We start from the raw sequence: 20,231 nt of genomic DNA on the forward strand, positions 1-20,231 counted from the left end.
TCAGCTACAGAAACCCAGTGGGGCGTCGTACTTGTCCGCCCCGATGGCACCTCCCCACTGGACGCACTTGCCCGCCGCGGCGGCCGTGACCGGACCGGCGTACCAGGAGTACGAGCCGGCGTCCTGCACCCGCTGCCCGCCTTCCACCTGCAGGTACGCGGAGGCCTGTGACGGCGTGCCGGTTCCCGTGGTTTTCATGGTGCTGACGCAGTTCTTCCCGTTCTCGGCGTTGTAGGACAGGTAGACCTGCCCGGCCGTGCCGAGCGCGTGGGAAGCCAGCACCGAATACCCCGTGCCGCACGCGGGCGCGCCCAGCTGGCTCTCGGTGAACGGCGCGTACCGGATCGAGCGGTCGGCCTTCTGGCCCGCGGCGGGCGCGGCCTCGAACAGCACCCCGGCCGACGTGCTGTTCAGCGGCACCAGGTCGGAGTACGAGGAGTCGTACGGCCAGACCAGCAGACTCGTGTCGTTCGGGGTCCAGCTGACGCCCTCGTCGAACGACGACCGGATCCGCAGCTGCTGGCGCCGGTCGCAGACGGACGGGCCGGCGAACAGGGTCCGGTCGTACGCCGCGCCCGCGGTGGTCGCGTCCAGTTCGAGGACCGAGCCCTGCATGTCGGAGATGACCAGGTCGTTGGCCAGGGTGAACTTCGCGGCGAACGTCTGGCCTCCGTCGTGGCTCACGGCGTACGCGCGGTTGTGCGTGCCGCCGTCGTCGCACCACACGGTGTCCCCCAGCGAGCGGTTGTTGCGCGCCGCCGCGTAAACACTGCCGTCGGCGAGCTCGGTGACGTTGATTTCCTCCGGGTTCATCGTCGTCGCGTCGGGCTCGGCGTCGGTCGCGCCGAGGTGCCAGGTGACGCCCTGGTCGTCGCTGTAGATCAGGGCGCCGACGTTCGGATCACCCGGCGACTGCTGGTAGCTCATCCCGGACACGAGCCGCCCGGCGTGCGCGCCGCGGGTCAGCACGAGCCCGTGCCCCGGGCCGGTCACCAGCCAGCCCGGCGCCGTGGCGAAGCCGAGCTGCGCGGTCAGCTCCTTCGGCGCCGTCCAGGTCTTGCCGTCGTCGTCGCTGTAGCTCACGCGTGGGATGCGGCCGCAGGTCGACGGGGCGCCGCACTGCATCTGGGTCAGCACGACGATCCGCCCGGTGCCGGGGACCACGAACGGGACCGCGTTGTCCTTCGTCTGCCCGTAGCCCTTGACCACGATCGTCGAGGCGCTCCACGTCTTGCCGCCATCGGCGGACCGTTTCATGACAACGTCGACGTCCCCGATGTCCGCGCAGCTCGCGCCGGTGTGCCGGCCCTCGGCGAACGCGAGCAGCTCCTTGCCGTCGGGGCCCTTGACCACGGCCGGGATCCGGAAGCAGTCGTAGCCCTCCGCCCCGGCCTGGAACGCCTCGTAGCTGGCCGGCTGGGCCACAGCCGTTGCCGATGGCCCCGCTGTGACCGCGCCGGCGGCGACCGGCGACGTTGCCAGCTCCGCCGCGATGGCGACCGCGCCCAGCACGACGGGCAGGAAGGTTTTCCGTTTCACCGCGACAACTCCGTCCTGGAACCCGCCACGGTCACCCCGGGCGGGACTCTCGAAGAGGGAGCAAGCATCGGTGTGCCGCGTACAAGTGCCGTACAACGGCGTCCGGCTCGCGGCACGCGGGGACGGGCGGACCCGCCCCCGCCGCGGCCGGATCAGGGAATCGACTTGCCCAGCGCGAGCAGCGCCGCCGGGGTGAGGAAGGTGTAGAGCGAGGTGAGCGTGAGGATCACGCCGAGCACCTTGCCCGGCAGCTTGCCGTACGTCGTGGCCGCCACCGCGAGGAAGGCGACCAGCCAGACGACCAGGATCGAGTGCAGCATCCAGCTGCCGTCGAAGAACTTCCACCACAGCAGCGGGACGATCGCGACGGGGACGGCGAGGTTGCCGATGGGCCGCAGGTCGAGCCCCTTCACCAGCGTCACGCCCAACGCGGTGAAGAAGGTGCCGTAGAAGGTGACGATGCCGGCGAGCGGGATGCCCGTCGCGGGCGGCGCGACGGCGATGATCACGGCGGCCTGCAGGAGGTCGACGATCCCGGCGAGCGCCGTCACCCAGCCGACCGAGGTCAGCGGGTTCGGGCCGTCCTCGGCGGGTTTGGCGCCAATTCCGAGAAAGGCGAGCCCGTTGAGCCAGACGGCGAGTCCGGACACGACGAAGATCACGGTGATGGGCGGCACTGTTCGTTCCTTTCCGATGCGGAATTCGGCGGAACCGCCCGCCCCGGCGACCGTGGTAATGTCGGGGACGTCGCGGCCCCGCGGGTTCGCCCGGCGGCGGAACGGGAGTCCACTCGGCACACCGCCGGTCGAAAGGTCAACGGGCACAACGACAAACGTGCGCTGCCGTCCTTGGCGGACGGGCAAGGTCCGGCTCGGGCGGCAGTGCGCACTCAGGATCCGGCCGGGGCGTTTTCAGTGGGCGACCCGGCGCGGTTACCGAAAGACCTCCTCGAGTCCTGGTACGGCCATGGTGAAGAGTTCATCGGCAAGCCATTTCGGAACGATGTCCCCGAGAACAACTTGATGTTTCCGGTGTTTCGGGAAGATGAACGCGCGCACCATTGTCACGAACATCGGCGAAGTGGTGTGAAACGCGGGGTCGGTCAGATCCGGCCGGCCCAGGATTCCCGGCGTTCCGTGCCGAGTTCGGTGTCGTACCCGTGTCCGGGGTGCACCACGGTCTCCCCGGGCAGCACCAGCAGTTTCCGGCGGACCGAATCGTCCAGCGCGGAACGGCTCGACCACGCGTCGCCGGTCAGGCCCGGGCCGCCGGCCAGCAGGGTGTCGCCGCTGAAGAGCAGCCCGTCTTCGGGCAGGTGCAGGCATACGGACCCGGCGGTGTGCCCCGGCGTGTGCAGCACGACCACCGGCGAGCCGGCGACGGTGAGCACCTGCCCGTCGGCCAGCTCCGCGTCGGGGCGGCGGCCGGGGTTGACGCGGGCCCACAGCTTCTCGTCGCCGGGGTGCAGCAGCACCGGCGCGCCGGTCGCGTCGGCCAGGGTGAGGGCGGCGTCGGCGTGGTCGTTGTGCGCGTGGGTGCAGACGATCCCCAGCACGTCGCGGCCGTCGATGGCGGACAGGATCGCGCTCGCGTCGAAGCCCGCGTCGACCACCAGCACCTCCTCCTCGTCGCCGAGCAGCCAGATGTTGGTGTCGACCGCGAACGACACCCCGTCGAAGCGATAGTTCCCGGCGGTCACCGTCAGGTCCACGTCCACGCCGGCACGGTCGCACGCCGCGAGGGGTCCGGCGGTCTCAATTAGCGACAGTCCCGACCACGCGAGGTAGTGCTTGACGAACGGCGCACCGGCTCCCTAGGTTGACCGACATAGGACGTCGGACATCCTATGTCTGATCACCTCAACGAGGAGGCGGGAACCCGGTGCCACCGATCCGCAGATTCGGCGCGATCCTGCTCGCCGCGGCCACGGTCTGGCTGCCCTTCGCACCGGCGGCCGCCGCCGCGCCCGGCTGTAGCTCGTCGGTCCCGTTCACCTCCGGCACCGAGGGCTACGACACCTTCCGCATCCCCGCGGTGGTGCGCGCGGCGAACGGGGCGCTGGTCGCGTTTGCGGAAGGACGGCGCGATTCGGCCGGCGACTCCGGCGCCATCCAGACCGTTTCGCGCACCTCCCGTGACGGCGGCTGCACCTGGGGCCCGCTCGCGGTGGTCACCACCAACGGCGACGCCACCGCGGGCAACCCGACCCCGGTGCTCGCGCGCGACGGTGAGCTGGTGCTGCTGACCGTCCACAACGGACTCGTCTCGGAGCGGCAGATCATGTCCGGCCAGGCGTCCGATCAGGACACCCGGCGCGTGTTCGTCCAGCGCAGCAAGGACAACGGCCGCACCTGGACCGCCGCACGCGACATCACCGCCGACACGAAGCTGCCGGACTGGCGCTGGTACGCCACCGGCCCCGGGCACGCGACGCTGCTGCGCCATGGACCGCACACGGGCCGGATCGTGGTGCCCGCCAACCACTCCAGCGCCCCGTCGGCCGGCTCGTCCGACGTCGGCACCGAGGCGAAGTACTACGGCGGCCACGACCTGTACAGCGACGACAACGGCCGGACCTGGCACATCGGCTTCATCGACGATCGCACCGACGGCGTCGTCGCGGCGAACGAGACGTCGATGACCGAGCTGCCCGACGGCACGCTCTACTTCTCCAGCCGCAACCAGGGTTCCGCCGCCGAGCACCGGGTCGACGGGTACAGCAATGACGGCGGGAAGACGCTAGTGCGGCCGTACCAGGTCCAGCCGACGCTGTCCGGCACGAAGGTCGAGGGCAGCGTGCTGCAGACGACGATCCCCTGGCTGATGCTGTACTCCGGCCCGGCCGACCCGGCCACGCGCGCGGTGATGCAGCTGCGGCTGAGCACCGACCGCGGGCACACCTGGCGCCCCGGACGCACGGTGGCGGCCGGTCCGGCGGGCTACTCCGACCTCGTGCAGGCCGATCCGGGCACCGCCGGATTGCTGTACGAGACGGGAAAATCCGGCCCGTACGAGAACATCGTGTTCCAGCGGATCCCGCTCGGGCAGACCGGCTGACCCCGGGCACGGCGGCGGCCCCGCCCTCCGGCAGGATCGGGGACGATCACGACGGAGGGGGAAACCGATGGCCGAGGACCGGTGGATCCGGCGTTACCACCCGGCGGACGACGCGCCGGCCCGGCTGGTGTGCCTGGCGCACGCGGGCGGCGCGGCGTCGTACTTCCACCCCGTCTCCCGGGCGCTCTCCCCGGCCGCGGACGTGCTCGCCGTGCAGTACCCGGGACGGCAGGACCGGCTGGCCGAGCCGCCGCTGCGGTCCGTGCCCGAGCTGGCCGACGCGATCACGGCGGCACTGCTGCCCTGGCTCGACCGGCCCGTGGTGCTGTTCGGCCACAGCATGGGCGCCACGCTCGCGTTCGAGATCGGGCTGCGGCTCGAGGCCCGGGGCACCGCGCCGCACGCCGCTGTCGTCTCCGGACGGCGCGCGCCGGCCCGGCACCGTGAGGAAACCGTGCACCTGCGCGACGACGAGGGCCTGATCGCCGACGTCGCGCTGCTGGACGGCACCGACTCCCGGGTGTTCGAGGACCCGGAACTGCGCGAGATAGTCCTGCCCGCGCTGCGCGCCGACTACACCGCCATCGAGACCTACCGACCGGCCGCCGACGCCCAGCTGACCGTGCCGCTCCACGCGCACACCGGCGAGGACGACCCGCACGCCGGCGTCGAGGAGGTTCGCGCCTGGTCCGCGCACACCACCGGCGCCTTCACCTTCACGGCTTATCCCGGCGGCCATTTCTACCTGAACGAGCAGGCGCCCGCGCTGATCGCGGCCCTGCGGACCGTCCTGGCTTCGGCCTCGTAGGGTTCCCCGGATGGAACTGCGAGGCGTGTTCGCCGGATTCGGCAAGAGCAAGGCGTTCGCCGCGATCGGCCGGGCGCTGATGCCGGCCGACCGGGTGCTGCTGCGGATCAGCGGCGGGCGGTTCGGCGTCGGCACCGCCCTCGGGCTGCGCACGCTGCTGCTCACCACGATCGGCCGCAGCAGCGGCGAGCCGCGCCAGGTGCCGCTGCTCTACGTCGAGCGCGCGGGCGGCTACGTGGTCATCGCGTCGAACTGGGGCGGCGAGAAACACCCGGCCTGGTCGGCGAACCTGATCGCGCGGCCGGACGCGACGGCCTCGGTCGGCGGGCGGACCGTGCCCGTGCGCGGGCGGCTGCTCGACAGCGCCGAGCGGACGGAAATGTGGGACGCGGTGGCGTCGTACTGGCCGGCCTACGACCGTTACGCCGTCCGGGCCGCGCACCGCGACATCCGCGTGTTCCTGCTCGAACCCCGTTAAGGAGAAGACGTGCCGCAGTACGCGATCCTGATCTACGAGCGCGAAACCCCCGGCGGCATGGCCGACATCCCGCCCGAGGTGCTGGCGGCGCACGGCCGCGTCGAAGGCCTCATCGCCGCTTCGGGCGGCACGCTGATCGCGGGATACGCGACCGAGCCGACGTCGATGACGCGCTCGCGGCGCGGTCCGGTCGTCACCGAAGGTCCGTTCGTGGAGGGCAAAGAGGCGATGTCGGGCTTTTTCGTCGTGGAGGCGCGGGATCTCAACCATGCCGTGGAGATCAGCGGGTTCGTACCGGTGATGGACGGCGGTGTCGAGGTCCGGCCGCTGCTCGGCGGCTGAGCCGGTTCACGGAGCCAGCACGGGCGGCAGGCCGAACAGCTCGGGCAGCGCCGGGTCCTGGAACACGACGAGGTGCGACACCCGCCCGGCGCGCACCGTGAACAGCTGCAAGGTGTGCAGGCGGTAGACGTCGTCGTGACGGCAGTAGGCGGCGAGCGTCGGCTGGCCATTGGCGGCCGACGGCATCAGGCGCCAGTGCGGGCCGCGCATCGCGAACAGCCGGACCATGAACCGGCCGTAGTCCGTGGCTCCGCGGTACCAGAGCGGCACCGGCGGCATTTCCAGCACGACGTCGTCGGTCAGCAGCGAAACCAGCGCTTCGACGTCCGCCGCTTCGAAGGCCTGCACGTAACGGTCGATCACCGTGCCGTCGGTCTCGGCCAGCCCGTCGGCCGAGGCGCCCGCGACCCCCGCGCGGGCCCGTTGCAGCGCGCTGTTCACCGACGCCGTGGTGGTGCCGAGCATCGTGGCGACCTCCGCGGCGCTGAACTCCAGCACGTCCCGCAGCACCAGCACCGCCCGCTGCCGCGCCGGCAGCAGCTGCATCGCCGCGACGAACGCGAGCCGCAGCCCCGACCGGGCGGCGGCGAGCGCGGCGGGATCGCCGAGGCGGGCGTCGGGAAACGGTTGCAGCCAAGGCACGTCGAACGACGGGGTGAGCGGGGCGTTCGGATCGTCGCTCGGGCCGCCGAGACCGGCCGGCAACGGCCGCCGCGCCCGGCCTTCGAGCGCGGTCAGGCAGACGTTGGTCGCGATCCGGTACAGCCAGGTGCGCACCGAAGCGCGCGCGGCGTCGTAGGAATCCCACGCCCGCCACGCGCGCAGCATCGTCTCCTGCACGAGGTCCTCGGCCTCGTGCACCGAGCCGAGCAGGCGGTAGCAGTGCACCACCAGCTCGGCCCGGTGTGCGGCCGTGCTGGCCGCGAAATCGGGCACGTCAGTGCGCCGGGGCGTTGCTGTAGGCGGCCACCGACCACTCGCCGCCGAGGCGGGTGAACACCCAGGTCGCCACGATCTCCCGGGCCGCGGGCACCGCATCCTCGCCCGCGAGCCGGACCCCGCCGCGGCTGACCGCGATCGCGGTGTCGCCCGCGACCCGGATGTCCTGCGGCTCGTCGAAGGCGCGCGAGCCCTTGAGCGGGCCGTCGAACCCGGCGGCCATGTGGTCGCGGATGGCGGCGCGGCCCTGCTTGAAGACGCCGGGCAGCACCACGGTGGCGCCGTCGGTGTAGAAGGCCGCGAACGCGTCGGCGTCGTTGTCGGCCCAGCTCTGGTAGAGGCGGTTCATCAGGCTGCGGATTTCGGTGTCGCTCATCGGTTTCTCCCTGACGACGGGGTGTGGTCGCAGGTACATACCGGCGGCGCGGCCGGAACTCATCGGTCCGCCGAAGAAAAGTTCGCCGCCCGGGACTGGAGGTAGCGGCGCTCGGGCAGGCTCGTGGTGCGCTTGGCCGCGCGCAGGTAGTGCTCGCGGGCCGCGGCGTGGTCGCCGTCGAGCTCGAGCAGGTGCGCGCGGACGGCGTCGAGCCGGTGCCCCTGCTTGATCCGGCTGTCGCCCTCGATGGTGGTCAGCAGCGCCAGCGCTTCGGCCGGGCCGTGGACCATGGCGATGGCGATCGCGCGGTTCAGCGTGACCACCGGGCTCGGCGCCAGCTCCTCCAGCACGCCGTACAGCTCGAGGATCTGCGGCCAGTCCGTCGTGTCGGTGCCGGCCGCCTGGTCGTGCAGCGCGGCGATCGCGGCCTGCACCTGGTACGGGCCGGCCGGGCCGCGGCCGAGCGTGCGGCTGATCAGCTCCACGCCCTCGACGATCACCGGCACTGTCCACAAGCGACGGTCCTGCTCGGCCAGCGGCATCAGCGCGCCGTCGGGCCGGGTGCGGGCCGGGCGGCGGGCGTCGGTGAGCAGCATCAGCGCGAGCAGGCCCGCGACCTCACCGTCGTCCGGCAGCAGCGCCAGCACGGCGCGGGTGAGCCGGATCGCCTCCGCGGTCAGCTCGACGCGGTGCAGCTGTTCGCCGGAAGACGCGGTGTAGCCCTCGTTGAAGATCAGGTACAGCACGTGCAGCACCACGCGCAGCCGTTCGGGCCACTCCTCGGCGGACGGCTCTTCGAAGGTCGAGCCCGCGGCGGCGATGCTCTCCTTCGCCCGGGTGATCCGGCGCGTCATCGTCGGCTCCGGCACCAGGAACGCGCTGGCGATCTCCGCCGTGGTCAGGCCGCCGACCGCGCGCAACGTCAGCGCCACCTGCGAGCTCGGGGTCACGGCCGGGTGGCAGCAGAGGAACAGCAGGGTCAGCGTGTCGTCCCGCTCCGGCGGCCGGTCCTCGCCCGGACCGGCGACGATCCCGACGGGCTGCTGGACCGCCACCGTCTCCTCGCGACGACGGCGCGCGCTCTCGCTGCGCCACTGGTCGGTCAGCCGCCGCGTCGCGACGGTCAGCAACCAGGCACGCGGGTTGTCCGGCACCTCGCTCCCGGACCACTGTTCGACGGCCGCGAGCAGCGCTTCCTGGACCGCGTCCTCGCACGCTTCGAACTGCCCGTACCGGCGCACGAGCGGGCCGAGCACCTGCGGCACCAGCGGCCGCAGCAGCTCGGCGACTGCGTCGGGCGTCAACGAGCGGGTCATCAGCCGAATTCGGTCTCGGATTCCGCGTCGGCGAAGAACACCACCGGGCGGACCTCGATGCCGAGCCCCTCGATGCCCGCGTCGGGGATCATCGCGGCGACCTCCAGCGCCCGGTCGCGGCTCTCGCACTCGACGAGGTAGTAGCCGGCCAGGAATTCCTTCGACTCGATGTACGGCCCGTCGGTCACCACCGGCGCCCCGCCGCGCACGCGGACCACGGCGCTCTCGTCCGGTGAGCCCAGCGCCTGGGTGCTGATCAGCTCTCCCGAAGCGCGGATCTTCGTGATGAAGTCGCCGTGCCCGGTCATCACCGAGTCCCGGGTTTCCTCGGACAGCGCTTCCCACACCGCGGGGTTCATGTGCATCGTCAGCAGGAACTTCACGTCGTCCTCCCCGGAGCCGGTCCTTCAGGCCCCACCCTATAAAGCTCGTGAGTGTTTATGACGGTTCTAACCGTCATAAACACTCACGAGTCCTTCAGCGGAGCCGCGCGGCGATGCCGTCGAGCAGGCATTCGAGCCCGAGGGTGAATTGGGCGTCCTCGTCGGGCGGGGCCGGGCCGTCGGCGCCTTCGCTGAGGAAACCGCGCATGTACCGGCCCAGCAATGGGTACGGCCCGACGTCGCCCTCGCCGTCGCCGAACCACTCGCGGGCCAGCCGCTGGACGTCCTCGACGCTGCCGAATGCGTTGCGCTGCAACATCTTCTGTTCCTCGGCCCGTTGCAGGGCCTGGCCGACGATGTAGCCGTCGAGCAGCCGCTGGTAGCCGAGCGCGGCCGGCAGCTCCTGGCCCTGGCGGTCGAAGCTGGCCAGCATGAACTCCTGGCGCCGGTTCGACTCCGGCCCGGCCGGCGGGCGCGTGTGCACGAGCTGGGCGAACCAGAGGTGGCGTTTCATCATCGCCCAGGAATCGAGGGCCACCCGGGTCAGCTCACCGCGCCAGTCGTCGCCCGCGTGCTCCGGCGTCGGGATCTCCGCGCCCGCGGCGTCCAGCATCAGGTCGACCAGGCCGTCCTTGCTGTGCACGTACCGGTACAGCGACATCGGCGTGGACGAGCCCAGCGCGGTGGCCACCGCGCGCATGGTCAGCGCGTCCGCGCCGCCGGCGTCGGCCAGCGCGACGGCGGCGCGCACGATCTCCGCCCGGCCCAGGCCCCAGCGCCGTTCCGGGGGCTCGGGCAGCAGCCAGATGGGTGGGGTGGGTGGTCCCTGCGCGCTCACTCGGCCTCCTGTCGCTTGTGTACACCGTACTCGACGTGTACAACGTACATAGAATGTACGACGTACACGAACAGGAGCCTGGGGATGACCGAACGAGTTCCGGTGCTGATCACCGGTGGCGGAGTGGCCGGACTGACCGCGGCCCTGCTGCTCCAGCAGCAGGGCGTGGCCGCGGTGCTGGTGGAGAAGCACGCGAGGACGTCGCCGCAGCCCAAGGCGCGGCGGTTCAACCAGCGCAGCAACGAGGTGTTCCGCTCGCTCAGCCTGGGCGACGCGGTCGCCGAAGCGAGCGCGCCGCTGGCGTCGTTCAACGGGATGCTGGCCGGCACGACGCTCGCGGACGCGCAGTGGCCGGAGATCACCGAAGCGATGCGCGCCAGCTTCGCGAAGCACGCGACCATGGGCGAGCGCAGCCCGGCGCCGAGCGTGCTGTGCCCGCAGAACGTGCTGGAGCCGGTGCTGCGTGACGCCGCGGAAGCACGCGGCGTCTCGGTGCGGTTCGCGACGGAACTGGTGTCGTTCACTCAGGACGACACCGGCGTCACGGCTGAGCTGCGACCTGCGGACAGGGAGCCGTACCGGCTGGAGGCGGAGTACCTGATCGCCGCCGACGGGTCGCGCAGCCCGATCCGCGAAGCGCTGGGAATCCCGCGCAGCGGCTACGGGCACCTGGCCGACAACCTGGACATCGCGTTCCGCGCGGACCTCACCGAGTTGGTGCGGGACAAGCGGTTCAACCTCTGCACGATCGAGAACCCGGCCGCGTCCGGCGCGTTCGTCTCGGTGAACGGCACCGACCGGTGGCTGTTCTCGACCTCGGACTTCCCCGGCTCGGCCACGCTGGACGAGCCGGGCTGGCGCGAACTCCTGCGCACCGTCGTCGGCGTGCCGGACCTGGACGTCGAGGTGCTCGGCCGGATGCCGTGGGAGTCCGCCATGCACGTGGCCGACCGGTTCGCGCACGGCCGGGTCTTCCTGGCCGGCGACGCCGCGCACGCGATGCCGCCGATGGCCGCGGCCGGCGCCAACACCGCGATCGCCGACGTGCACAACCTCGCCTGGAAGCTGGCGGCGGTGCTCCGCGGCACGGCTTCGGCGGCGCTGCTGGACACCTATCACCTGGAGCGGTACCCGATCGCCTACGCGACGGCGGAGTTCTCCAGCCTGGTCAGCGGCCACCTCGGCACGATGGTCAAATCGGTCACCAGCGGCGAAGGCCCGCGCTTCGACCCGTCGGCCGCGGTGTTCGGCGTGCAGTACGACGCGGGCGCCTTCATCCCGGACGGCCGCGGCCCGGCGCCGGTGGACCACTACGGGCCCGCCGGACGTCCGGGCACCCGGGTGCCGCACGCCTGGCTCGACGGCACCGACGCGACTGACGCGCCCGACGCGCCCCGTGTCTCCACTGTGGATCTTGCCGGTCCGGGCTTCGTCCTGCTGACCGGTCCGGACGACCGCCGTTGGACGGCCGAGGCTGACGCACTCGGCGTCCCGCTGGTCCACGTCGACAACCCCGCCTGGCTGACGGAGGTCGAGCTGGGTGACGACGGCGCTCTGCTGCTGCGGCCCGACGCCGTCGTCGCCTGGCACTCGACCTCGGACATCGGGCTCCGCGACGCGATGTCCCGCCTGCTGACCAGTCCAGTCGCAGTCAGCGCGTGAGGCCGGTGAAATAGCCGGCCGGGTCGCCGACCCGGGCGACATACCCGTCGGGCCGCACCAGCACCTCGCCCTCGCCGTGCGCGAAGACGACGTGCTCGGGCAGCCCGGCGGGCCGTTTCCGGCCGATGTGCACGAACCGGCCGCCACGCAGCAGTTCGTACAGCCGTCCTTCCGGCAGATCGGCGTCCTCGGCACGGGCGCCGACCCGGCGGTCCGCCCCGCGCGGCGGCGCGTACCGGATGCCGATGCCGGACACGACGCCCGCGGCGCGGCGGCCGAGCGGGCCGACGGACAAAGCACCGGCGATCATCCGGTCGCGGGCCGGCCACTGCTTGCCCATGGCCAGCCGGATCATCGCGCCGCTGCTGCGGAGCACGCGCTTCCCGACCGGGTGCCGCTCGGTTTCGTAGGTGTCGAGCAGGCTCTCGGGCAGCCGCCCGGACAGCACGGCGGCGAGCTTCCAGCTGAGGTTGGCCGCGTCCTGCAGACCGGTGTTCATGCCCTGGCCGCCGGCGGGCGTGTGGACGTGCGCGGCGTCGCCGGCGAGGAAGACCCGGCCGGCGCGGTAGTGCGGCGCCTGGCGTTCGTCGCAGTGGAAGCGCGAAAGCCAGCGCGCGTCGTGCATGCCGAGATCGGTGCCCAGCGAGCGGCGGGTGACATCGCGGACCTCGTCGAGGTCCAGCGGGGTGTCTTCGGGGACCTGGCGGCGGCGGTCCCACGCGGTCACGCGGTACCAGCCGTCGCCGAAGGGCGCGACGAAGGCGAACGCGTCGCCCAGGCTGTTCACCCGGATCGCGTCCTCGGCCGGCTCGGTGAGGCGGACGTCGGCGAGCATGATCGACTTCAGCACCGGGCGGCCGTCGAACGGCAGGCCCAGCTCGCGCCGCACCACACTGCGCGCCCCGTCGGCGCCCACCAGGTACCGGCCGCGGCGGCGTTCGCCGTCGGCAGTAGTGACGTCCACCCCGTCGGCGTCCTGACGCACACCCGTCACCTTGGCGCCGAGGACGAACTCCACGCCGAGCCGTTCGGCCCGGGCTCGCAGCACACCTTCGGTGCGCGTCTGCGGCGTGATGAGCATGTAACGGTGCCGGCTCGGCAGCCGGCCGAAGTCCAGGTCGGCCGGGATGAACAGCCGCAGCCGGCGCAGCCGCAGGCCGGTGGCGATCAGCTCGTCGGCGATCCCGCGCTGGTCGAACTGCTCCAGCGTCCGGGCGTGCACCCCGAACGCCCGGGTGAGGTTCGAGCCGGTGGTCCGCCGTTCCAGCACGGTGACGCTCACGCCGGCCTCCGCGAGGTCCCCCGCGAGCAGCAGCCCCGCCGGTCCGGCACCGACGATCAAGACGTCCGAGTCCATCTCCGCTCCCTAGGTCAACAAGCGTTGGTCAACACCTGTTGGCAACGGTAGGACCGGCCTCGCTCGACTGTCAACAGCCGTTGGCCTACAGTCGTTGGCATGACTTCGGTGAAACCCCGGCGTTCGGACACAACCCGGGCAGCGATCCTCGGAGCCGCACGTGAGCGCTTCGCGGCGGACGGCTACGATCGCGCGACGATCCGCGCGATCGCCGCGGACGCGGGCATCGACCCGTCGATGGTGATGCGCTACTACGGCAACAAGGAGAAGCTGTTCGCCGCCGCCGCGGACTTCGACCTGCGGATGCCCGACCTCGCGGCGGTCCCGCGCGAGGAGGCCGGCGCGACGCTGCTGCGCCACGCGCTGACCCGGTGGCAGGACGACGAGACGATGTTCGCGCTGATGCGCGCCGGCGTCACGAACGAAGCGGCGGCGGACCGGCTGCGCGCGATCATCGCGGACCAGGTCGCCCCGGAGGTGGCGAAGCTGTGCGCGGACCCGGCGCAGGTTCCGGTGCGCGCCGGGCTGGTGGCGACGCAGCTGCTCGGCCTCGCGCTGTGCCGGTTCGTGGTGCGGATCCCGCCGGTCAGCACGATGAGCACGGACGACGCCGTGCGCTGGGTCGGCCCGGCGCTCCAGCGCTACCTGCTGGGCGACTGACTACTCGAAGCGCGACGCGTCCCCCGCGCCGTACCGCACGACCTCGGCCTCACCCGAGGAGAAGTCGATCACCGTGGTCGGCTCGACGCCGCAGTCGCCGGAGTCGATCACGGCGTCCAGCACGTGGTCCAGCTCCTCCTTGATCTCCCAGCCCTGGGTGAGCGGCTCGCCGGAGTCCGGCAGCAGCAGGGTGCTCGACAGCAGCGGCTCCCCCAGCTCGGCGACCAGCGCCTGGGCCACGACGTGGTCCGGGATGCGCACGCCGACGGTCTTCTTCTTCTCGTGCATCAGCCGCCGCGGCACCTCCTTGGTGGCCGGCAGGATGAACGTGTACGGGCCCGGGGTGGTCGCCTTGATCGCGCGGAACACGGTGTTGTCCACGATCACGAACTGCCCGAGCTGGGCGAAGTCCTGGCAGACCAGCGTGAAGTGGTGCCGGTGGTCCAGCTTGCGGATCGCCCGGATGCGCTCCATGCCCTGCTGGTTGCCGAGCCGGCAGCCGAGCGCGAAACAGGAGTCGGTCGGGTAGGCGATGAGGCCGTCTTCGCGGAGCAGGTCGACCACCTGTCCCACGGAGCGCCGCTGGGGGTTCTGCGGGTGCACGTCGAAGTACCGGGCCATGCGGGGAGCTTAGGGGTGATCCACCCGGGCGGCGCGGGGGGCGGGCGGGCGGCGGTCGCGGCGGCGCGGCAAAGTGAGGCGCGAAGGAGGTTCCCCGTGGACGCACTCTGGTCGACCGGCACGCAGTGGTCGCTGCTGCCGCCGGTCCTGCTCGCGCTGGTGCTGAGCACCGCGATCGGCCTGGAACGCGAAGTCGGCAACAAGGCCGCGGGCCTGCGGACGCACACGCTGGTCGGCGTCGGGGCCGCGGTGATCATGCTCGTGTCGAAGTACGGGTTCGCCGATCTGCTGAACACCGAGCACGTGGCGCTCGACCCGTCGCGGATCGCGGCGCAGATCGTTTCGGGCATCGGCTTCGTCGGCGGCGGGCTGATCTTCGTCCGGCGCGACGCGGTGCGCGGCCTCACGACGGCGGCGACGGTGTGGCTGGCGGCGGCCGTCGGCATGGCGTCCGGCGCCGGGCTCCCGGTACTGGCCGTCGCGACGACCATCGGGCTGGTGCTGATCACTCGCGGCTTTCCGCTGCTTTCCCGGTTCATCGACCGGCATCGGCGCTCGCTTCCCATTCTGCGGTTGAGCTATGCGGACGGGCACGGAGTTTTACGAAACGTTCTCACCGCCTGTACCGGACGCGGCTGGGTCGTGCATCAGGTCGCGGTCGACCGGGAGACGGTTTCCGAAGAGGGACAACGGATCGCGGTCGTCACACTGCGCCTGCAAGGTCGCGGCGACCTCACCGATCTGACCGCGGAACTCGCCGAATTGCCCGGCGTCCGGAGTACCACGACGGGCGCGGAAGACCCGCTCGAAGATTGATCAGGGTCCCGCCGCCCACAACGGGCCGATCTTGGGGCAGTATGGATGACACACGGAAAACCCCGGCGTCGCAATGGATTCGAGCGGCCGGGGCGAAACCATCCAAATGGGAGGTGAGGCTATGGCCCCCGGCGGTGGCGAGGACCTGACGTCCGTCCGGCCGACCTTCGACCCGAGCTGGCGCGGCTACGATCGTGGCCAGGTCCGGGAATTCGTGGCCTGGACCCAAGACGAGTTCCAGCGGATGGCCGCCGAACGCGAAGCGCTCGCGCGCCGGCTGGCCCTGCTGGCCGAGCAGAACCGCGAGCTGCACGCGAAGGTCGACCGCATCAGCCGCGTCCCGATCGAACCGGACGCGCTGCAGGAGCGGTCCCGGCGGATGATCGAGCTGACCCGCGAAGAAGCTTCGGAGATCATGAAGCGGGCCAAGGAGAACGAGGAACGCTCGCGCGCCGCCGCCGAAGCCGAAGCCGTCCGCCTGACCGAGGAAGAGCGCGCGCTCGTCGCCGCCACCAAGGCCGACCGCGAGCAGCAGCGCCAGGAACACAAGGACTTCATGCGCGCCGCGGCCGCCGAACGGGCCGAGGCCGACTCCGCCGCGGCCGCCCGCCGCCGTCGCCTGGAAGACGACCTCACACAGGCGCTGAACTTCCGCCGCACCGAGGCGCTGCGCGTGCTGGCCGAGCAGGCCGCCGCCGCGAAGACGGAGGCGGAAACCCTGGTCCAGAGCGCCACCGCCGAATCCATCCGGCTCCGCGAGGACGCCGACAAGCACGCCGACGACGTCACCAAGGCCGCCGACGCCCACGCCGCCAAGGTGACCGCCGAGGCGGAACAGCTGGCGCTCCAGCTGACCACCGACGCCCGGACGCAAGCCGAGCAGGTGACGGCGAAGGCGCAGGCCCGGGCTGACCGTCTCACCGCCGAGGCGCAGTCTCGCGCCGAACAGCTGACCACCGAGGCCGAGGCCCACGCCGCCAAGGTCACGACCGACGCGAAGTCCCTGGCCGAGCGCGTAAAAACCGAGGCCGACACACACGCCGCCCACGTCACCACCGAAGCGAAATCGCTGGCCGAGCACGTAAAGGCCGAGGCCGAAGAGCACGCCACCCGCGTCCGTGCCGAAGCCGCCCAGCTCACTGCCGAGACCGAGCGTCACGCCACGCAGGTCAAGACCGAGGCGAGCGAGTACGCCACCCGCGTCACGACCGAGGCCAAACGGCGCAGCGCCCAGCTCGCGACCGAGGCGGAGACCCGCGCGAGCCGCGTGATCACCGACGCCGAGCAGCACGCCGGCCGGGTCACCGCGAAGGCCCAGCAGCACGCCGCCCAGGTCACGAAGGACAGCAACGAGTACGCCACCCGCGTCACGAAGGACGCCGACGAATACGCCGCCCGGGTCACGACGGCGGCCGAGCACCGCGTCGCCGAGCTGGCCGCCGTCCACAACCGCCTGAAGGCCAGCCTCGCCGGCTGCCGCGAGCTGCTGGCCACCGCGAACGCCGCACTGGACCCGGTCGACGAGGCGGATCCGGATCCCGGCACCGTCCCGATCCAGCGCCGCAAACCGGCATTGACCGAAGCCACTCCCTCTGCCTGACCTGCGGCAGCCCGCTCCGGCCGGCGAGACTCTCGGCCCGACGACCACGGCAGCGAGCGCGAAACGCGTGACCGCCGTGGTCGTCGCCGTCCTGCTGCTGGCCGCCTGCACCACGCTCGCCAACCGCGTCGTGCCCGGCTGGGCCTATCCCGTCTGCGGCGCCGTCACCGCCGTGCTCCTGCTCGCGCTCGCGCGGTGGGCCGGCCTCGGCGCCGCCGACCTGGGCCTGAGCCGGTCCACGTTCAAGCGCGCCCTGCTCACCGGCCTGCTCGGCGTGGTGCTGATCCTGCTCGTCTTCGGCATCGCGGCGGCGGTCCCGTCACTCCGGACCGTTTACCACGACGGCCGCGTCGGCACCCCGGACCTGCTGCAGCTGCTGTGGCTCACCCTCGGCCGCATCACGTTCGGCACGGTGCTGGTCGAGGAGATCGCGTTCCGCAGCGTGCTGCCCGCGCTGCTCGGCGCGCGCGACGACCGCTGGCGCTGGCCGCCGATCCTCGGCGCGGCCGCGTTCTTCGGGCTGTGGCACTTCCTGCCCGCGCTGGCGATCGGCCGCAACGCCGCCGTCCACGACGCCCTCGGCGCCGTCCCGCCGGTGGCCCTGCAGGTCCTGGCCATGGCCGCGGCCGGGGTCGCGGGCATCTTCCTGCATGCCTGGCGCCATTTCGGCCGGGGCGTCACGGCCTCGATCCTGGTGCACTTCACGACCAACGTCGGCGGGCTGGTCATCGCCGTCATTGTCCAGGCCTGAATACGCCGGGAGGGTATAGTTGGGCGGACACGGCGAATACGAAGGGGACGGTGCGCGATGACGGGCTACGGGAGCGAGCGGGATGCCTACCTCAAGCGCCTGCGCCGCATCGAGGGGCAGATCCGCGGCCTGCAGCGGATGGTCGAAGAGGACAAGTACTGCATCGACATCCTCACGCAGGTGTCCGCCGCGACGAAGGCCCTCCAGTCGTTCTCGCTGGAGCTGCTCGACGAGCACCTGGCGACCTGCGTCGTGCAGGCCGCGGCCGCCGGTGGCGAGGAGGCCGACCTGAAGGTCCGCGAGGCCTCCGACGCCATCGCCCGCCTGGTCCGCTCCTAGCCCGCCCGAGAAGCCCGGTCTCGTAGTCGCCGCAGTGCAGCGGATGACGCTTCCGCTGCACTGAGTGCAGCGGAAGCGTCATCCGCTACGCCAAGCCGGCCGAGCGTCAGCGCGCGGCACGGAATCCGCGCAGACGCAAGCTGTTCGACACCACGAACACCGACGAGAACGCCATCGCCGCCCCCGCGATCATCGGGTTGAGCAGGCCGAACGCCGCCAGCGGCAGTGCGGCCACGTTGTAGGCGAACGCCCAGAACAAGTTGCCCTTGATCGTGCCGAGGGTCCGCCGCGACAGCCGGATCGCGTCGACGGCCGCGCGCAGGTCACCGCGGACGAGCGTCAGGTCGCCGGCCTCGATGGCCGCGTCCGTGCCGGTGCCCATCGAAAGACCGAGGTCGGCCTGGGCCAGCGCGGCGGCGTCGTTCACGCCGTCGCCGAGCATGGCGACGACCCGTCCCTCGGCCTGCAGCCGCTTGACGACGGCCACCTTCTCCTCGGGCAGCACCTCGGCCACCACCTCGGTGATGCCGGCGGCGTCCGCGATCGTCCGCGCGGCGCCCGCGTTGTCCCCGGTCAGCAGGACCGGGCGCAAGCCCAGGGCACGCAGCCCGGCCACCGCTTCGGCCGAAGTCGGCTTGATCGTGTCGGCGACCACCAGCACCGCGCGGGCCGCGCCGTCCCAGGCCACGAACACCGCCGTCGCACCACGGGCTTCCGCGGCGGCCTTGGCTTCGGCCAGGGTCTCGTCGATCGCCACGCTCCAGTCGGCGAGGAACGCGGCGCGTCCCGCGATCACCGCCCGGCCCTCGACGATCCCGGTGACGCCCAGCCCCTCGCTGTTGCGGAACTCCTGCACACCGGGCAGCTCGCCGACCCGCTCGCGCGCACCGTCGGCGATGGCCTTGGCGATGGGGTGTTCGGACGAGTGCTCGACGGCGCCCGCGAACCGCAGCACCTCGGCCTCGGTGGTCCCGCTCGCGACGTGGACTTCAAGCAGACTCATCCGCCCGGTCGTGACGGTCCCCGTCTTGTCCAGCACCACGGTGTCGACGCGGCGGGTGGATTCGAGCACCTCGGGCCCCTTGATCAGGATGCCCAGCTGCGCGCCGCGGCCGGTGCCGACCAGCAGCGCCGTCGGCGTCGCCAGGCCCAGCGCGCACGGGCAGGCGATGATCAGCACCGCGACCGCCGCGGTGAACGCCTCGCTCGCGTCGCCCCCGCTCGCCAGCCACGCGACCAGCGTGATCAGGGCCAGCATCAGCACGATCGGCACGAACACCGCCGACACCCGGTCCGCCAGCCGCTGCACGGCCGCCTTGCCGTTCTGCGCCTGCTCGACCAGCCGGGCCATCTGCGCCAGCCGGGTGTCGTCGCCGACGCGGGTCGCCTTCACCACGAGCCGGCCGCCGACGTTCACCGTCGCGCCGGTCACGCCGTCGCCCACCGCGACCTCAACGGGCACGGACTCGCCGGTGATCATGCTGAGGTCGACCGCGGAGCCGCCCTCCGCGACCACGCCGTCGGTGGCGATCTTCTCCCCGGGACGCACCACGAAACGGTCACCGACCCGCAAGTCGCCAACCGGGACCCGGAACTCCTTACCGTCACGAAGCACCGTGACGTCCTTCGCGCCCAGCTCGAGCAGCGCGCGCAACGCGGAACCCGAACGGCGCTTCGCGCGGGCCTCGAAGTAGCGGCCGGCGAGGATGAACGTGGTGACGCCTGAGGCCACCTCGAGGTAGATGTTGCTGCTGCCCGAGCCCGGGGTGACCGTGAACTCGAAGCCGTGGCGCATGCCGGTCATCCCGGCCATGCCGAAGAACAGGGCGTACAGCGACCAGAGCGTCGCCGCGGCCACGCCGAGCGAGATGAGCGTGTCCATCGTCGCGGCGCCGTGGCGCAGATTCGTCCACGCGGCGCGGTGGAACGGCCAGGCCCCCCACACGACCACCGGCGCGGCGAGCGTGAGCGAGAGCCACTGCCAGTTGTCGAACTGCAAGGCGGGGATCATCGCCAGCAGGATCACCGGGACGGTCAGGACGGCGGAGTAGATCAGCCGTTCACGCAACGGCCGGGTCTCGTCGTCCTCCTCCGTCGCCGCGGGCTTCTCGGGCTCGGGCTTCTGCGCCGTGTATCCGGTGGCCTCGACGACGTCGACCAGGTCGTCCACGGAGACCGTGTCCGGGAACTCGACGTGGGCCTTCTCGGTGGCGTAATTGACGCTGGCCGTGACGCCGTCGACCTTGTTGAGCTTGCGCTCCACCCGGGCCGCGCACGACGCGCACGTCATCCCGCCGATGACCAGTTCGACCGTCCGGGGGGCGGTGTCCGCCGACGTGCTCATGCTGA

21 protein-coding genes are annotated in these 20,231 nt (G+C 71.9%); 10 read left to right on the top strand and 11 right to left on the bottom strand.

The window, feature by feature from the left end:
- The 3 genes from OG371_RS02690 to OG371_RS02700 form a co-directional block, all read right to left on the bottom strand.
- Window positions 1-1,539 carry a sialidase family protein gene (locus tag OG371_RS02690; RefSeq protein ID WP_329065165.1) on the bottom strand — a complete coding sequence of 513 codons (1,539 nt, stop codon included), beginning with the start codon at window positions 1,537-1,539 and terminating at the stop codon, window positions 1-3.
- A gap of 152 nt (window positions 1,540-1,691) precedes the next feature.
- Window positions 1,692-2,216 (bottom strand): hypothetical protein, encoded by a 525-nt coding sequence (locus OG371_RS02695; protein ID WP_329065167.1) that lies wholly within the window; start codon window positions 2,214-2,216, stop codon window positions 1,692-1,694.
- A gap of 425 nt (window positions 2,217-2,641) precedes the next feature.
- On the bottom strand, window positions 2,642-3,256 hold the full coding sequence (locus OG371_RS02700; RefSeq protein WP_329065169.1) for an MBL fold metallo-hydrolase: 615 nt from the start codon (window positions 3,254-3,256) through the stop codon (window positions 2,642-2,644).
- Window positions 3,257-3,420: 164 nt separating this feature from the next.
- Here OG371_RS02700 and OG371_RS02705 point away from each other — a divergent pair, with 164 nt between their 5' ends.
- From OG371_RS02705 to OG371_RS02720, 4 genes are all read left to right on the top strand, one after another.
- On the top strand, window positions 3,421-4,596 hold the full coding sequence (locus tag OG371_RS02705) for a sialidase family protein (RefSeq protein ID WP_329065171.1): 1,176 nt from the start codon (window positions 3,421-3,423) through the stop codon (window positions 4,594-4,596).
- Between the two features lie 67 nt (window positions 4,597-4,663).
- A complete protein-coding gene (locus tag OG371_RS02710) occupies window positions 4,664-5,404 on the top strand; it encodes a thioesterase II family protein (protein WP_329065173.1) in 741 nt (246 codons plus the stop codon).
- Between the two features lie 16 nt (window positions 5,405-5,420).
- A complete protein-coding gene (locus tag OG371_RS02715; RefSeq protein WP_442876139.1) occupies window positions 5,421-5,882 on the top strand; it encodes a nitroreductase family deazaflavin-dependent oxidoreductase in 462 nt (153 codons plus the stop codon).
- Window positions 5,883-5,891: 9 nt separating this feature from the next.
- Window positions 5,892-6,224: a YciI family protein gene (locus tag OG371_RS02720; protein WP_329065177.1), complete on the top strand. Its 333-nt coding sequence runs from the start codon at window positions 5,892-5,894 to the stop codon at window positions 6,222-6,224.
- Window positions 6,225-6,230: 6 nt separating this feature from the next.
- On the opposite strand, the gene OG371_RS02725 is transcribed toward OG371_RS02720, so the two are convergent.
- From OG371_RS02725 to OG371_RS02745, 5 genes are all read right to left on the bottom strand, one after another.
- On the bottom strand, window positions 6,231-7,160 hold the full coding sequence (locus OG371_RS02725; protein ID WP_329065179.1) for a sigma-70 family RNA polymerase sigma factor: 930 nt from the start codon (window positions 7,158-7,160) through the stop codon (window positions 6,231-6,233).
- A 1-nt stretch (window position 7,161) separates the two neighbouring features.
- Entirely contained in the window at window positions 7,162-7,539 is a 378-nt protein-coding gene (locus tag OG371_RS02730; RefSeq protein WP_329065180.1) for an SgcJ/EcaC family oxidoreductase, read from the bottom strand.
- Between the two features lie 59 nt (window positions 7,540-7,598).
- Window positions 7,599-8,855: an RNA polymerase sigma factor gene (locus OG371_RS02735; protein ID WP_329065182.1), complete on the bottom strand. Its 1,257-nt coding sequence runs from the start codon at window positions 8,853-8,855 to the stop codon at window positions 7,599-7,601.
- Entirely contained in the window at window positions 8,855-9,238 is a 384-nt protein-coding gene (locus OG371_RS02740; protein ID WP_329065184.1) for a YciI family protein, read from the bottom strand. The genes OG371_RS02735 and OG371_RS02740 overlap by 1 nt, the downstream gene beginning before the upstream one ends.
- Window positions 9,239-9,332: 94 nt before the next feature.
- Entirely contained in the window at window positions 9,333-10,076 is a 744-nt protein-coding gene (locus OG371_RS02745; protein ID WP_329065186.1) for a TetR/AcrR family transcriptional regulator C-terminal domain-containing protein, read from the bottom strand.
- A gap of 84 nt (window positions 10,077-10,160) precedes the next feature.
- Here OG371_RS02745 and OG371_RS02750 point away from each other — a divergent pair, with 84 nt between their 5' ends.
- Entirely contained in the window at window positions 10,161-11,738 is a 1,578-nt protein-coding gene (locus OG371_RS02750; protein ID WP_329065188.1) for an FAD-dependent monooxygenase, read from the top strand.
- Here OG371_RS02750 and OG371_RS02755 read toward each other — a convergent pair.
- Window positions 11,728-13,095 carry an FAD-dependent monooxygenase gene (locus OG371_RS02755; RefSeq protein WP_329065190.1) on the bottom strand — a complete coding sequence of 456 codons (1,368 nt, stop codon included), beginning with the start codon at window positions 13,093-13,095 and terminating at the stop codon, window positions 11,728-11,730. The genes OG371_RS02750 and OG371_RS02755 overlap by 11 nt on opposite strands.
- A gap of 99 nt (window positions 13,096-13,194) precedes the next feature.
- Here OG371_RS02755 and OG371_RS02760 point away from each other — a divergent pair, with 99 nt between their 5' ends.
- Complete coding sequence (locus OG371_RS02760; protein ID WP_329065192.1) at window positions 13,195-13,755, top strand: TetR/AcrR family transcriptional regulator; 561 nt, start codon at window positions 13,195-13,197, stop codon at window positions 13,753-13,755.
- Here OG371_RS02760 and OG371_RS02765 read toward each other — a convergent pair whose 3' ends face one another.
- Entirely contained in the window at window positions 13,756-14,376 is a 621-nt protein-coding gene (locus tag OG371_RS02765) for an L-threonylcarbamoyladenylate synthase (RefSeq protein ID WP_329065194.1), read from the bottom strand.
- A gap of 96 nt (window positions 14,377-14,472) precedes the next feature.
- Here OG371_RS02765 and OG371_RS02770 point away from each other — a divergent pair, with 96 nt between their 5' ends.
- The 4 genes from OG371_RS02770 (at window position 14,473) to OG371_RS02785 (ending at window position 17,882) form a co-directional block, all read left to right on the top strand.
- On the top strand, window positions 14,473-15,192 hold the full coding sequence (locus tag OG371_RS02770) for an MgtC/SapB family protein (RefSeq protein ID WP_329065196.1): 720 nt from the start codon (window positions 14,473-14,475) through the stop codon (window positions 15,190-15,192).
- 121 nt (window positions 15,193-15,313) lie between these two features.
- Window positions 15,314-16,792, top strand: a complete 1,479-nt coding sequence (locus tag OG371_RS02775) for a DivIVA domain-containing protein (protein ID WP_329065199.1) — start codon at window positions 15,314-15,316, stop codon at window positions 16,790-16,792.
- A 67-nt stretch (window positions 16,793-16,859) separates the two neighbouring features.
- Window positions 16,860-17,543: a CPBP family intramembrane glutamic endopeptidase gene (locus tag OG371_RS02780; RefSeq protein WP_329065201.1), complete on the top strand. Its 684-nt coding sequence runs from the start codon at window positions 16,860-16,862 to the stop codon at window positions 17,541-17,543.
- Between the two features lie 57 nt (window positions 17,544-17,600).
- Window positions 17,601-17,882 carry a metal-sensitive transcriptional regulator gene (locus OG371_RS02785; RefSeq protein ID WP_091629665.1) on the top strand — a complete coding sequence of 94 codons (282 nt, stop codon included), beginning with the start codon at window positions 17,601-17,603 and terminating at the stop codon, window positions 17,880-17,882.
- A gap of 106 nt (window positions 17,883-17,988) precedes the next feature.
- Here OG371_RS02785 and OG371_RS02790 read toward each other — a convergent pair whose 3' ends face one another.
- The gene (locus tag OG371_RS02790; protein ID WP_329065206.1) at window positions 17,989-20,226 is read right to left on the bottom strand and encodes a heavy metal translocating P-type ATPase; all 2,238 of its coding nucleotides are present in this window, start codon (window positions 20,224-20,226) and stop codon (window positions 17,989-17,991) included.
- Window positions 20,227-20,231 lie beyond the last annotated feature (5 nt).

Origin of the sequence: Amycolatopsis sp. NBC_01480 (assembly GCF_036227205.1) — a bacterium.
GTDB lineage: Bacteria > Actinomycetota > Actinomycetes > Mycobacteriales > Pseudonocardiaceae > Amycolatopsis.